Source organism: Tropicimonas sp., assembly GCF_047971885.1.
In the GTDB taxonomy this organism is placed as follows: Bacteria; Pseudomonadota; Alphaproteobacteria; order Rhodobacterales; family Rhodobacteraceae; genus Tropicimonas.
The window spans coordinates 1-12,628 of sequence record NZ_JBKEAE010000204.1 but is presented as its reverse complement, the minus strand read 5'-3'; the positions used below and the strand labels follow the sequence as shown (position 1 = coordinate 12,628).

The following is a 12,628-nucleotide window of genomic DNA, read 5'->3' as shown; positions in this document are numbered from 1 at the left end:
GGAGGCGGCAAGATTCGCGGCAACAGCCATCGGCGGTTGCGCCGGGCGGCCGGTTGCCTATTCTGCCGCCGAACCAGACCGGAGGGCATCGAATGGCTGACGAGACGCCGGAAGCCGCAAGTCGCGAAGACGACAGCGATGCCCTGCGGCGCGAGCGTATGCAGGAGATCCTGCTGGCGCTCGATGCCGGCGACGGGGCGCGGCTTGGCCATCTGTTCGATCAGTTGCACCCGGCCGATATCGCCGACGTTCTGGAACAGGTAGGCGACCGGACACGCCAGCAGCTGCTCCGTTTCTGGGGCCGCGACATCGACGGCGAGGTTCTTTCTGAACTCGACGAGGGGATCCGCGCCGAGGTGATCGACGCATTGCCCGATTCGGTGCTGAGCGAGGCGGTGCTCGACCTCGAATCGGACGATATCGTCGATCTGGTCGAGGATCTGGAGGAAGACCGCAAGGAGGCGGTGCTCGATGCGCTGCCGGCGGCCGAGCGGCTCGCCGTCGAACGGGCGCTGAGCTATCCGGAGTATTCCGCCGGCCGGCTGATGCAGCGCGAGGTGGTCACCGCCCCCGAACACTGGACGGTGGGGCAGGCGATCGATTTCCTGCGTGTCGAGGACAAGGAACTGCCCGACCAGTTCTATCACATCATTCTGGTCGATCCGACGATGACGCCGGTCGGCTATGTGACGCTGGGCAAGCTGCTTGCGTCGCGCCGGTCGACACCGTTACGCGATATTACCGAACATTCCTTTCGCACCGTGCGGGTCGATCTGGAGGAATCCGAGGTCGCCTATCTTTTCAACCAGTACCACCTGATCTCGGTGCCCGTGGTCGACGCCGACGACCGGCTGGTCGGTGTCATCACCATCGACGATGCGATGGCGGTTCTGGATGACGAGCACGAGGAGGATATCCTGCTGCTGGCCGGTGTGGCCGAGGAATCGAGCCTGAGCGACTCGGCGACCGAGACCGCCAAGCTCCGCCTGCCGTGGCTGGCCGTCAACCTTGCCACCGCCATTCTGGCATCGCTGGTGATCGCGCAGTTCGAGGGCGTGATCGAAAAGGTGGTGGCGCTCGCCGTCCTGATGCCGATCGTCGCCTCGATGGGGGGCAATGCCGGCACCCAGTCGCTGACCGTCGCCGTCCGGGCAATCGCCACCAAGGACCTGACGGGGTCCAACGTCTGGCGGGTCGTCGGGCGCGAACTGGTGGTGGGCATTCTGAACGGGCTGGTCTTTGCCGTGGTCATGGGGCTGGTCGCGCTGGTCTGGTTTGGCTCGTCTATGATCGGGGTTGTCATCGCGCTGGCAATGATCGTGAACCTCGCCGTGGCCGCGCTTGCGGGCATATTGGTGCCGGTCACGCTGGAAAGGATGGGTGTCGATCCCGCGCTTGCCTCGGGAACGTTCGTGACCACCGTGACCGATGTCGTCGGGTTCTTCGCCTTTCTCGGGCTGGCTTCGGTGGTGCTGATTTGAGCGTCGCGCAACAAAAGGCGGCAACCCGCAAACGGATGCTGGCGCTGCGGGATGCGGCAAATGCGGAACTCGGGACCCGGGCTGAGGCTGCGGCTGCGCTGGCGGCGCACCTTGCCGATCTGCGCGGCAAGGTGGTGGCGGGCTACCTGCCCATCCGCAGCGAGGCCGACCCGGTGCCGGCGATGCGCGCGCTCCGGCGGCACAACCGGGTCTGTGTTCCGGTGATCGCCGGTTCCGGCCTGCCGCTGGCCTTTCGCGAATGGCACCCCGGCTGTGCGCTGGTCGCGGGGGCCTTTGGCGTGATGGTGCCGGAGGACGGGGCGGAGCTTCGGCCCGAGGTGCTGATCGTCCCGATGGTGGCATTCGACGACACCCTCGGCCGGCTGGGCTATGGCGGCGGGTTCTATGACCGGACACTCGAACGCCTGCGTGCGGCGGGGCCTGTGCGGGCGGTGGGGTTCGCCTATGCGGCACAGCGGGCGGGCGAGCTGCCGCGCGAGCCCACCGACCAGCCGCTCGACGAGATCGTGACGGAGCGCGGGCCGCTCCGCCCGGCGCGATGCGGGCTTGCCGAGCGGACGCGGGGAGACTAGGGCAATCGCATGAAGCTTCTGTTCCTGGGGGATGTGATGGGGCGGGCCGGCCGCGCGGCGGTTACGGCGCGCCTGCCCGAGATGCGCCGCGACTGGGCGCTCGATTTCATCGTGGTCAACGGAGAGAACGCCTCGAACGGCATGGGTCTTTCGGCGGCGCATGCCAGGGCACTGCTCGAGGCCGGCGCCGATTGCGTGACCCTGGGCGATCATGCCTTCGATCAGCGCGATATGCTGCAGTTCATCGAACAGGAGCCGCGCATCCTGCGCCCGCTCAACTATGCCAGCGAGGCGCCGGGCCGGGGCGCGGCGGTGTTTACCGTGACCGGCGGGCGCAAGGTGCTGGTGGCGCAGGTGCTGGGGCAGGTCTTCATGAAACGCCCCTTCGCCGATCCGTTTTCGGCCGTCGATTCCGTGCTGCGCGCCCACCCGCGCGGCGGCATGGTTGCGGCCAGCCTGATCGACATGCATTGCGAGGCGACGAGCGAGAAGATGGGCATGGGCCATTACTGCGACGGCCGCGCCAGCGTCGTGGTCGGCACCCATACCCACATTCCCACCGCCGACGCGCAGATATTGCCGAAGGGTACGGCCTATCAGACCGATGCCGGCATGTGCGGCGATTACAACAGCGTGATCGGGATGGAAAAGACCGAACCCATGCGCCGCTTCGTCACCGGCATGCCGAAGGAGCGGTTCACCCCCGCCGCAGGCGAGGCGACGGTTTCGGGACTGTTCGTCGAAACCGACGACCGCACCGGCGCGGCGACGCGGGTGCGGATGATACGGCAGGGCGGGCGGCTGGAGTTTTCGGCCCCGTGACGCCGCGAACGAAGGCTTGCGCCGTTTTCGTCAGGCGCTACTCTGAAGAACCGCAACAGACGCAGGACATTCGATGGAGTTTCTGAACCTCGGCCCGACCGGGGAGGCGTTTCTGGCGCTTGGCGTCGTCGGCGCGATGTTCGCGCTTTTTGCGCGCGAGACCTTTCCGGCCGAGGTCGTGGCCATCCTCGGCACCGCCGTCATGCTGATCCTCGGCATCCTGCCCTACCAGACGGCGCTGGGGGTTCTTTCCAATCCGGCGCCGTGGACCATTGCGATGATGTTCATCGTCATGGGGGCGCTGGTGCGCACCGGTGCGCTCGATTCCTTTACCGCGGTCGCGCAGCGGCAGGCCGAGCACAACCCCAGGCTCGCCATCGGCACCATGATGGGCTTTGTCGTGCTGGCCTCGGCGGTGGTGTCGAACACGCCGGTTGTGGTGGTGATGATCCCGGTGGTGGTGCAGATCGCGCGGACAATCGGGCAGCCTGCCTCGAAAATGCTGATCCCGCTCAGCTATGCGGCGATCCTCGGCGGCACGCTGACCCTGATCGGCACCTCGACCAACCTGCTGGTCGATGGTGTGGCGCGGGCCAACGGGCTGGCGCCGTTCAGTATTTTCGAGGTCACGCCGCTGGCGATCTTTGTCGTCGCCTGGGGCATGCTCTATCTGCGCTTTGTCGCCCCCCGCCTGCTGCCCGAGCGCGATTCGATGACCGACCTGTTGCAGAACCGGGCCGGAATGAAGTTTTTCACCGAGCTCGCCATCCCCGAGGAATCGAACCTGATCGGCCAGCCGGTGCTTGAGGTCGACCAGTTCCGGCGCGACGGCGTTCGGCTGATAGACGTGCTGCGCGGCGACGCCTCGCTGCGGCGCGATCTTTCGGGGGTGGTGCTCGAAGCCGGCGACAGGGTGGTTCTGCGTACACGGATGGCCGAGCTTCTGAGCCTTCAGGAGAACCGGAACCTGCGCTCGGTCGACAAGCTGAGTTCGGTGCGGACCGAAACGGTCGAGGTGCTGATCTCGCCCGGGGCGCGGATGGTCGGGCAGACGCTGGGCGCGCTGCGCCTGCGGCGGCGCTACGGTGTCTATCCGCTGGCCGTGCATCGCCGCAACCAGAACATCGGCCGGCAACTCGACGATCTGGTGGTCCGGGTCGGCGACACGCTGCTGCTGGAAGGGGCGCCCGAAGACATCCAGCGGCTGGCGGCCGATATGGGGCTGGTCGATATCTCGCGCCCGTCGGCCCGCGCCTTCCGGCGCGAAAAGGCACCGATCGCCATTGCGGCGCTGATCGGCATCGTGGTGCTTGCCGCCTTCGGGGTTGCGCCGATCCTGCTGCTCTCCTTTCTGTCGGTGGCGCTGGTGCTGGTAACCCGCTGCATCGACGCGGACGAGGCGTTTTCGTTTGTCGAGGGGCGGCTTCTGGCGCTGATCTTCTCGATGCTGGCGGTGGGGGCGGCGCTCGATGCCTCGGGGGCGGTGCAGCTTATCGTCAACGCGGTGACGCCGGTCCTGACGGCGCTGCCGCCGTTCCTTGCCATCTGGGCGATCTATCTGCTGACCTCGGTGCTGACCGAACTGGTATCGAACAACGCGGTTGCGGTAGTGGTGACGCCGATCGCGATCGGAGTGGCCCATGCGCTCGGCTACGATCCCCGGCCATTCGCGATTGCGGTCATGATCGCGGCTTCGGCCAGCTTCGCCACCCCCATCGGCTATCAGACCAACATGATGGTTTACGGTCCGGGCGGATATCGCTTTTCGGATTTTCTCAAGGTCGGCATCCCGCTGAACCTGTCCATCGGCATTCTGGCCTCGGCGCTGATCCCGCTGATCTGGTCGCTCTGAGGCGGCCCGCGCGCTCAGGCGGTTCGCAGCGATGGTGCCCGGCGGCCCGATGCCCAGGCGGCGACCGCTTTGCCGAAAGCCTCGAACAGCGGGCGCGAGACCGGATCGCGCGCGGCGCGGTATTCGGGGTGCCATTGCACCGACAGGGTAAAACCGGGCGCCCCGTCGACGAATATCGCCTCGGGCGTGCCGTCGCCGGCCGTGCCGTCGATCACGATGCGGCGGCCGGGTTTCTTGATGCCCTGGCCGTGCAGGGTGTTGGTCATCACCTGTTGCGCGCCGAACAGCCGATGGAAGGGGCCGTTCTCGGCAAAGCTGACTGCATGGCGCAGGGCGAATTTCTCGTCAAGCGTGCCTTCGGGCGGCATGCGGTGGTTCATCCTCCCCGGCAGGTCGCGGATTTCGGGGTAAAGCGTGCCGCCCATGGCGACGTTGACCTCCTGAAAGCCACGGCAAATGCCAAGAAACGGCTGGCCGCGCTCGACCAGCGCCCGCACCAGCGGCAGGGTGATGGCGTCGCGCGCGCGGTCGAAGGCGCCGTGCGCCTCGGTCTCGGGTTCGCCGTATTCCTCGGGGTGCACGTTCGGCTGGCCGCCGGTCAGCAGGAAGCCGTCGCAGACATCGAGCAGATCGCCCAGCGAGACAAGCCGCGGATCGGCGGGGATCAGCAGGGGCAGTGCGCCGGATACTTCGGCGACCGCCTCGGAATTCATCGTGCCGCCGGCATGCGAAGGGTAGCTGTCGTTTATCAGGTGGTGGTTGCCGATGATGCCGACGACGGGTCGCGCCATGGTGCCTCTCTTGTTCGCCCGGTTTCTTTCTAGCGGCAGATCGGCCGGCCCAAAAGGGGTGGCGATGCACAGTATCTGTCGATCCGGTGCACAAATCCGCAATCGCCCGAATTCGCGCCGCCCGCAGCCCGATGCGCGACCAACAAGCGCAGCAATATGCGGCGCCTGGCGTTGTGGCCGGCAGCCCGGCGCGATAAGCCGTTGGCAATGCTGCACTGCGGCTAGGCTGCCGCGGCGCCGAAGCTGTTGTATCTGCACAAAGGAGTGGCCCGATGTCCGCCATCCTGACCCTGAATGCCGGGTCAAGCTCGATCAAGTATTCCGTCTATCTGACAGGCGAGGGTGAGCCGCGCGAGATCGCCGTCGGCCAGATCGACGGTATCGGCCCCGAGGCGGTTCTGATTCTCCGACACGACGGAAAAAGGACGGTGACACCGCTGGGCGAGGCCGATCACAGGGCCGGGCTTCGGGCGGTGCTCGGCGCGCTGAAGCCGGTTCTTGGCGATCGCAAGGTGGCGGGTGTCGGCCACCGCGTCGTGCACGGCGGAACGCAATATGCCGCGCCGATCCTGCTCGACGATGGCATCCTTCGGAACCTCGAGAAACTCAGCCCGCTGGCGCCGCTGCACCAGCCGCACAACATCGCCGCGATCCGCGCCGCGATGGAGGCCTTTCCGCTGGCCATTCAGGTCGGGTGCTTCGACACCGGCTTTCATCGCGGCCATCCCTTCGTGCACGACACCTATGGCCTGCCGCGCGAATATTATCTGCAAGGGGTGCGCCGCTACGGATTTCACGGCCTGTCCTATGATTACGTCAGCGGCCATGTCGAACAGGCCTTTCCGGACCTGAAGGGCGCGCGGCTGGTGATTGCGCATCTGGGCAACGGTGCCTCGATGTGCGCGGTCAGGGGGCGGCAGTCGATTGCCTGCACTCTGGGGTTTTCGGCGGTGGACGGGCTGCCCATGGGCACCCGCTGCGGCCAGCTTGATCCGGGGGTGGTGCTTTACCTGATGGAGCAGGGGCTGTCGCGGCAGGAAATCTCGGACATGCTGTTCAGGAAATCGGGGCTGCTGGGCATGTCGGGGATCAGCAACGACATGCGTACGCTGCTCGAAACCGACGCGGCGCAAACGGCCGAGGCGGCCGAGGCGGTGGAGTATTTCATCGCCCGTGTGAAAGCCGAGATCGGGTCGCTTGCCGTTGCAAACGGCGGGATCGACGCGCTGGTCTTTACCGGCGGGATTGGCGAGAACGCGTGGCAGATCCGCCGGCAGGTGTGCCGCGACATGGGTTTCCTCGGCATTTCCATCGACGAGGATGCGAACCGCAGCAATGCCGAGATCATCGGAACCGGGCCGGTTCAGGTGCTGGTGGTCCGGACTGACGAGGAGCGGGTGATCGCCCGCGCGGTCGCCTCGCTGCTGGGCGCCTGACGGCGGGCACTCGTCAGGATGGGGCGGCGCCGTTACAATCCGCTGCCGTATGAAAACACAGGAGGCTCTCGTGACAGATGCGATTTTCAGACCGGGCGCCGTCGGCGTGGTTACCGGCGGCGCCTCGGGGATCGGGCTGGCGATCGTCCGCGCCTTTGCCGCGCGCGGGATGGCCGTGGTCATCGTCGACCGCGAGGGTGACAGGCTGGCCGATGCGGCGTCGGCGGCGCGCGCCGACGGTGCGGCGAAGGTGCTGACCAGCAACGCCGATGTCGCCGATTTCGAGGCGCTGGCGCGGCTCGGGGCCGAGGTTCGCCGGCGTTTCGGCGGCGTGGACGTTCTGGTCAACAACGCCGGCATCCAGCCGGGCAGTTCGATATTCGGACCGGTGAAGAACTGGCAGGATATCCTTGCGGTGAACCTCTGGGGTCCGATCAACGGTGTCCGGGCCTTCGTACCGGACATGATCGCACGCGAACGGCCGGGCATGGTCATCAACACCGGCTCCAAACAGGGGATCACCACGCCTCCCGGCGATCCGGCCTATAACGTGTCCAAGGCGGGTCTCAAGGCCTATACCGAGGCGCTTGCGCACGAGTTGCGCAATATCGAAGGGTGTCGGATCTCGGCCCATCTGCTGATACCGGGGTTTGTCTTCACCGGCCTTACGGCCGGGGACCGGAAGGAAAAGCCGGCGGGCGCCTGGACGCCGGCGCAGACGGCGGATTTCATGATGGAACGGCTCGCCGCCGGCGATTTCTACATTCTTTGTCCCGACAACGATGTGCCGCGCGAACTGGATGAAAAGCGCATGGTATGGGCCATCGGCGATATCATCGAGAACCGGCCCGCCCTGTCGCGCTGGCATCCCGATCATGCCGAAGCTTTTGCCGCTTATATTGGCGGGAAATAACCTGCGGTACGCACCCTGACCGCCCGCCGCACATGCGCAGCGGGCGGCAGGTATCGTGCCGGAGGGTCAGAGGTACAGGCGGTCGCGGAAGACGTGTTGAACGATCTTGTCGCGGGAGATCCCCATTTCGGCTAACTCGTCATCCGATTTGGCGTCGAGCCGTCTGACCTGATCGGCGCGCGACAGGCGTTCGATGGCCTCGATGAGAGCCTTGCCAAGGATGCTGAAGATGTGGCCGGACCACGGCTGAATCGCCCCCGAGGGCGGTTCGAATTGGGTTGTCTGCGTTGCCATAAGGAACCTCGTTCGCTGGCGAGTCGGTTCCTCCCATGCGTACAGGCTAGGTTCTGCTGTGCAGAAAGGACAGATATGCTGACGCAATCCCGCCTTTCGCCCGGTGCAGGGCTGCGGTTTCGTTGCATGAATGTTCACCGCCGGGGTTTCTGCTGCTATCGTCGTCGTGGCATGCTCTGCGAGCGCCGGTACAGTTTGCCGCCCTGCGCAACCTTTTGGGAATGGAACGGAGAGGATATCCATGAACACGCCCGACAGCCCCAGCCGCACGACCAGCGGTCGCGGCCGTACCTACGACAGCGTCGTCGACACGATCGGCAACACGCCGGTTATCCGTATCAATCGGCTCGCCCCCGACGGGGTCGAGATCTACGTCAAATTCGAGGCGATGAACCCGGGCGGGTCGGTCAAGGACAGGCTGGCGATCTCGATCGTCGAGGAAGCCGAACGCAGCGGCGCGCTGAAACCGGGTCAGACAGTGATCGAGGCGACCTCGGGCAACACCGGCATCGGCCTGGCCATGGTTTGCGCCGCCAAGGGTTATCCGCTGGTCGTCACCATGGCCGAGACCTTTTCGGTCGAGCGGCGGCAGCTCATGCGGATGCTGGGGGCCAGGGTTGTCCTGACGCCAAAGGCGCAGGGCGGGCACGGCATGTACATGAAGGCGCGCGAACTGGCCGATACCCATGGCTGGTTCTGGGCAGGGCAGTTCGAGACCGAGGCGAACGCGCGGATTCACGCGAACACCACGGCGCGCGAGATCCTTGCCGATTTCGACGGGCGGCGGCTCGACATGATCGTTACCGGGTACGGCACCGGCGGAACGGCATCGGGGCTGGGCAGGGTGCTGCGCAAGGAGCGGCCCGATCTGAAGATCGTGCTTTGCGAGCCGGCGAATGCCGCGCTTGTCGCCTCGGGCGTGCCGCAGGATCGCGCCGCCGACGGCGGCCCGGCCACCGGCCATCCGGCGTTCGTGCCGCATCCGATCCAGGGCTGGACGCCGAACTTCATTCCGCTGGTGCTTCAGGAAGCGATAGACGGCGGATATTATGACGCGCTTGTCGACGTTTCCGGAACCGACGGGATGATCTGGGCGCGTGAACTGGCGGCAAAGGAGGGGATCCTGACCGGCATTTCCGCCGGGGCCACCTTTGCTGCCGCGCTGGCGCAGGCCAGGGCGGCCGAACCCGGCACGGTGATCCTCGCCATGCTGCCCGACACCGGCGAACGCTATCTTTCGACCCCGCTATTCGAGGTCTTTCCGCCGACGATGAGTGCCGAGGAGGAAGAAATATCCGCTTCGACCCCCGGCTATCAGATGGGCTGATCGGCGCGACGCCAGCCTGAGTTGCCGCAACTGGCGTCTCATGATGCCAGTTGCGCGAGATCGGCGGAAAGCGCGCGGGTCTCGCGCAGGATGCGTTGCAAATCGGCCAGACGCGCCGCGTCGGTTCCGCCGCGCGGTTCTGCCGCCAGCACCGCATTGACCCGGGCCCTGGTGCGCGCATCCAGATTGGGGGCCGAATCCCGTTGCCGCAGCAGGGTGAATCGTGCCTGGGCGACTTCGCCCTGCGTTGCCGAGATTCGTGCAGCCAGCGCGCGCTGTTCGGCGCTCAGCGCCTGGTTGCGCGCCTGCGCCTCGGCCACGGCGCTTTCGCGTTCGGCTTCGCGCCGCTCGTAACCGCCCCCCGCGATGCCGGCTATACCGTTATAAAAGCCCCCGGCCGCCGGGTCGGAACTGTCGACGCAGCCGCCGAACAGGGCAGCGACCAACAGCGATACCGCGCCGGACGGGCGCATCACAGGTTCTCCGCCAGATCCGTGGCGATGGACCGCATCGCGGCGATCTGGTTCGAAAGCTGCCTGAGTTCGGGGTCGATAGCCGAGCCGCCGCCGGCAGGCACCAGCCCGCGCGCGGCGCCGAACTCCTCCTGACGCCGACTGGCCCCGTCGATCGCCTTTTGCATTTCGCCCAGATTTGCCTGCGCCTCGGCCACCTCGGCGGCGACGGCCCCCGAATCCGCCGCGCCGGAAGCGGCCCTGGCACGGATCGCCGCGAGTTCCCGATCCTGTTGCGCCAGAACCTCGCGCATCACGTTGATCGTTCCCTGAATTTCGGCCGAGTTCCTGTCGAGATCGGTCTTCAGGCGTTCGAGACGATCCTCCTCGGTGGCGTATTCCTGCTGCACCCATCCGACATAATAGCCGGCCGCCGCGCCGAGCGTGGCACCGGTTGCGGCGGCGGCGGCGACATTGGCGGGCCGGACCGTACGACGATAGTAAAAGCCCGGCCCGACGACGGCGCCGGCCAGCGCGCCTTCGATCACCGTTCGCTGCAAGGCAGCCGACATGCGGCGCAGGTCCTTTTCGGCATCGCCGGAGTTCGCGCGGGTGACCTGGCCGCCCGATGTGGAGCACGCGGCAAGCGCGGCGGAAAGACATACGATCGAGAGCGCCCGGCGAGTGCGGCGGATAATCATGGTTCCATCCTTCATCCCAGCATTAACAAGCAATTCCGGCAGGATCGGCGATTGGCTGACGGTCCGTCCGATTGTCAGGATGGCGTCGAAATGACCTAGGGTCAATTGCAATCGGCCGGTCGCGCGGGGTAGCATGGCGATCATACGGCCCTGATCAGTCCAGCGCCTGTCGCGCCCCGGAGGGCGGCAGGGTCCGTTAAGAGGAATTTGATGCCCTGGCTGAATATCCTTGTGTTCTGTTTCCTGCTGCTCCCTTCCATTGCGCATGCCGAGGGACGGGTTGCGCTGCTGATCGGCAACTCGGCGTACCGGCAGCCCGAGCTTCGCCTGAAAAATCCGCGTAACGATGCGCGGGCACTGGGTGCGGCGCTGCGGGCAGAGGGTTTCGAGGTGAGCGAAACGCTCGACGGCAGCCTGAGCGAGATGCGGACGGCATTGAACGGATTCGCCGCCCGGTCGCGGGGGGCCGGGATTGCCCTGTTCTTCTACGCCGGACACGGGGTGCAGATGTCGGGCGACAATTTCTTCCTTGGCGTCGATTTCGATGCGAAAGGCGCCGGCCCGTCGCTGGAGCGGGCGCTGACGATGACCGAGGTGCGTCAGGCGCTTGAACGGGCAGGGGCGGAGGCGTCGGTCATCGTTATCGACGCCTGCCGGAATACGCCGTTTGCCGAAAGCGGCGCTGCGGCGCCCGGGCTGGTGCGTGCGCGCGGCGGGGCAGGGTTGCTGATCGCCTATGCGACCGATCCCGGAAATGTCGCGCTGGACGGGGCGGGCGAGAACAGCGTTTTCACCCGGGCGCTGCTCGACAATATCGATACGCCGGGACTGGACGTGCGCCTCATGTTCGGGCGCGTGCGGCAGAAAGTCGTTCTGGAAACCGCCGGCTTGCAGGTGCCGTGGGTGGAAGAGGCTCTGCTGGGGGAATTCGTCCTGTCGGCCGATCCGCCGGCCGACTCTCCGCGGGATGCGGTGGAAGAAGAGGTGCGCCGCTGGCGGCAGATTGCCGAAAGCGCGCGTTCGGCCGATTTCGAAACCTATCTGCGGGATTTCCCCGACGGGGTTTTTGCCGGCATCGCGCGGGAGCGCATCGGGCGACTGGCGGCCGGATCGACACCGGATTCCACCGCGGGCGAGGTGCTGCTGGCGTCGGCCGATCGCGATGGCGTGGCAGCGGCATTGACGATGCTGGGCTTGCTGTCGCGCGGCGTGGTACCCGATGAAATGCCCGGTGAGTTGCCCGATCACGCCGTGCTTACCGCCGCTCTGAGCCGTTACGGGGCGGAATTGCCGCCCGGAGAGATTGCGAGTATCGATACGCTCTATGCCGACGCTACCAGAACCGCGATGATCCTCGGCGCGGCGACGGCGCAGCGGATACGTACCGATATTGTTGCGTTGCGCAGCGTCGAGCGGGCAATGGTAATCGCCCGGGAGGCACTTTCGGAGGTCGAGGCGATTGTCGCGGACAATCCGGCAGCAATGCCGGTTCTGGCGCAATCGCGAGAGGATTTCGCCGCGATCGAGGCATCCCGGGCGACCATCCTGCGGCGGCTGGACCAAAGCCGCGCCTATTACCAGAGCATCCTTGCGCGCGCCGCGGTCTTTGTTCCGGACAGCGCGACCGTGGAGCTTCTGGGCGCGGCCGCCGGCACGCGGGCAGTCGGCGGGGTCGATACCGAACTGCGGCGCAACGCCGGGCTTTTTCTGAATCACGTCAGGCACATTACCCCCGAGACCGAGGGGAGCTATGCCTGGCTGGGCGATTTCGCTGCCGGAAGCTGAGGTGAACGGGTGCCGGTCGGGCGCCGGCAGTCAATAGGCCCGTCGTGTATCGAGCAGGCAGAGCGGGGTTCTGAGCAGGATGAGCAGGTCGAGCCAGAGCGACCAGTTCTCGATGTAATAGAGATCGAAGGCGAAGCGGCGGCGCAGGCTTTCGGGGTTGTCCACCTCGCCGCGCAGGCCG

13 protein-coding genes are annotated in these 12,628 nt (G+C 66.3%); 8 read left to right on the top strand and 5 right to left on the bottom strand.

The window, feature by feature from the left end; all coding sequences use genetic code 11:
* Positions 1 to 92 precede the first annotated feature (92 nt).
* The 4 genes from mgtE to ACK5IR_RS16910 all read left to right on the top strand — a co-directional run bounded on the left by mgtE (position 93) and on the right by ACK5IR_RS16910 (position 4,748).
* Positions 93 to 1,481, top strand: coding sequence for a magnesium transporter (gene mgtE, locus ACK5IR_RS16925; protein WP_416930593.1), 1,389 nt, complete (start codon positions 93 to 95; stop codon positions 1,479 to 1,481).
* Positions 1,478 to 2,074: a 5-formyltetrahydrofolate cyclo-ligase gene (locus ACK5IR_RS16920; RefSeq protein ID WP_416930590.1), complete on the top strand. Its 597-nt coding sequence runs from the start codon at positions 1,478 to 1,480 to the stop codon at positions 2,072 to 2,074. Before mgtE ends, ACK5IR_RS16920 begins: the two co-directional genes overlap by 4 nt.
* A 9-nt stretch (positions 2,075 to 2,083) precedes the next feature.
* A complete protein-coding gene (locus ACK5IR_RS16915; protein ID WP_416930588.1) occupies positions 2,084 to 2,896 on the top strand; it encodes a TIGR00282 family metallophosphoesterase in 813 nt (270 codons plus the stop codon).
* A 73-nt stretch (positions 2,897 to 2,969) separates the two neighbouring features.
* The gene (locus tag ACK5IR_RS16910; protein ID WP_416930586.1) at positions 2,970 to 4,748 is read left to right on the top strand and encodes an SLC13 family permease; all 1,779 of its coding nucleotides are present in this window, start codon (positions 2,970 to 2,972) and stop codon (positions 4,746 to 4,748) included.
* Positions 4,749 to 4,762: 14 nt separating this feature from the next.
* Here the strand turns inward: ACK5IR_RS16910 and ACK5IR_RS16905 are convergent, their stop codons facing one another.
* Complete coding sequence (locus tag ACK5IR_RS16905) at positions 4,763 to 5,539, bottom strand: gamma-glutamyl-gamma-aminobutyrate hydrolase family protein (protein ID WP_416930584.1); 777 nt, start codon at positions 5,537 to 5,539, stop codon at positions 4,763 to 4,765.
* Between the two features lie 272 nt (positions 5,540 to 5,811).
* Here ACK5IR_RS16905 and ACK5IR_RS16900 point away from each other — a divergent pair, with 272 nt between their 5' ends.
* Together ACK5IR_RS16900 and ACK5IR_RS16895 are read left to right on the top strand one after the other, a co-directional pair.
* Positions 5,812 to 6,975, top strand: coding sequence for an acetate/propionate family kinase (locus ACK5IR_RS16900; RefSeq protein WP_416930582.1), 1,164 nt, complete (start codon positions 5,812 to 5,814; stop codon positions 6,973 to 6,975).
* A gap of 70 nt (positions 6,976 to 7,045) precedes the next feature.
* Complete coding sequence (locus ACK5IR_RS16895) at positions 7,046 to 7,888, top strand: SDR family NAD(P)-dependent oxidoreductase (protein ID WP_416930581.1); 843 nt, start codon at positions 7,046 to 7,048, stop codon at positions 7,886 to 7,888.
* 66 nt (positions 7,889 to 7,954) lie between these two features.
* On the opposite strand, the gene ACK5IR_RS16890 is transcribed toward ACK5IR_RS16895, so the two are convergent.
* Complete coding sequence (locus tag ACK5IR_RS16890) at positions 7,955 to 8,182, bottom strand: hypothetical protein (protein WP_416930579.1); 228 nt, start codon at positions 8,180 to 8,182, stop codon at positions 7,955 to 7,957.
* A gap of 241 nt (positions 8,183 to 8,423) precedes the next feature.
* On the opposite strand from ACK5IR_RS16890, the gene cysK reads away from it, so the two are divergent.
* Positions 8,424 to 9,509, top strand: a complete 1,086-nt coding sequence (cysK, locus tag ACK5IR_RS16885) for a cysteine synthase A (RefSeq protein WP_416930577.1) — start codon at positions 8,424 to 8,426, stop codon at positions 9,507 to 9,509.
* Positions 9,510 to 9,547: 38 nt separating this feature from the next.
* Here the strand turns inward: cysK and ACK5IR_RS16880 are convergent, their stop codons facing one another.
* On the bottom strand, positions 9,548 to 9,982 hold the full coding sequence (locus tag ACK5IR_RS16880) for a hypothetical protein (RefSeq protein ID WP_416930575.1): 435 nt from the start codon (positions 9,980 to 9,982) through the stop codon (positions 9,548 to 9,550).
* A complete protein-coding gene (locus ACK5IR_RS16875; RefSeq protein WP_416930574.1) occupies positions 9,982 to 10,662 on the bottom strand; it encodes a hypothetical protein in 681 nt (226 codons plus the stop codon). Before ACK5IR_RS16875 ends, ACK5IR_RS16880 begins: the two co-directional genes overlap by 1 nt.
* Before the next feature lie 210 nt (positions 10,663 to 10,872).
* Here ACK5IR_RS16875 and ACK5IR_RS16870 point away from each other — a divergent pair, with 210 nt between their 5' ends.
* Complete coding sequence (locus tag ACK5IR_RS16870) at positions 10,873 to 12,447, top strand: caspase family protein (RefSeq protein ID WP_416930572.1); 1,575 nt, start codon at positions 10,873 to 10,875, stop codon at positions 12,445 to 12,447.
* A 30-nt stretch (positions 12,448 to 12,477) separates the two neighbouring features.
* Here the strand turns inward: ACK5IR_RS16870 and ACK5IR_RS16865 are convergent, their stop codons facing one another.
* Entirely contained in the window at positions 12,478 to 12,612 is a 135-nt protein-coding gene (locus ACK5IR_RS16865) for a sugar transferase (protein ID WP_416930652.1), read from the bottom strand.
* Positions 12,613 to 12,628: the final 16 nt, after the last annotated feature.

Excerpts from the sequence above, each read along its gene's own strand:
- ACK5IR_RS16915 (WP_416930588.1), top strand. The coding sequence starts at position 2,084 with ATGAAGCTTCTGTTCCTGGGGGATGTGATGGGGCGGGCCGGCCGCGCG.
- mgtE (WP_416930593.1), top strand. The coding sequence starts at position 93 with ATGGCTGACGAGACGCCGGAAGCCGCAAGTCGCGAAGACGACAGCGAT.
- ACK5IR_RS16875 (WP_416930574.1), bottom strand. The coding sequence starts at position 10,662 with ATGATTATCCGCCGCACTCGCCGGGCGCTCTCGATCGTATGTCTTTCC.
- cysK (WP_416930577.1), top strand. The coding sequence starts at position 8,424 with ATGAACACGCCCGACAGCCCCAGCCGCACGACCAGCGGTCGCGGCCGT.
- ACK5IR_RS16870 (WP_416930572.1), top strand. The coding sequence starts at position 10,873 with ATGCCCTGGCTGAATATCCTTGTGTTCTGTTTCCTGCTGCTCCCTTCC.
- ACK5IR_RS16905 (WP_416930584.1), bottom strand. The coding sequence starts at position 5,539 with ATGGCGCGACCCGTCGTCGGCATCATCGGCAACCACCACCTGATAAAC.
- ACK5IR_RS16910 (WP_416930586.1), top strand. The coding sequence starts at position 2,970 with ATGGAGTTTCTGAACCTCGGCCCGACCGGGGAGGCGTTTCTGGCGCTT.
- ACK5IR_RS16890 (WP_416930579.1), bottom strand. The coding sequence starts at position 8,182 with ATGGCAACGCAGACAACCCAATTCGAACCGCCCTCGGGGGCGATTCAG.
- ACK5IR_RS16880 (WP_416930575.1), bottom strand. The coding sequence starts at position 9,982 with ATGCGCCCGTCCGGCGCGGTATCGCTGTTGGTCGCTGCCCTGTTCGGC.
- ACK5IR_RS16900 (WP_416930582.1), top strand. The coding sequence starts at position 5,812 with ATGTCCGCCATCCTGACCCTGAATGCCGGGTCAAGCTCGATCAAGTAT.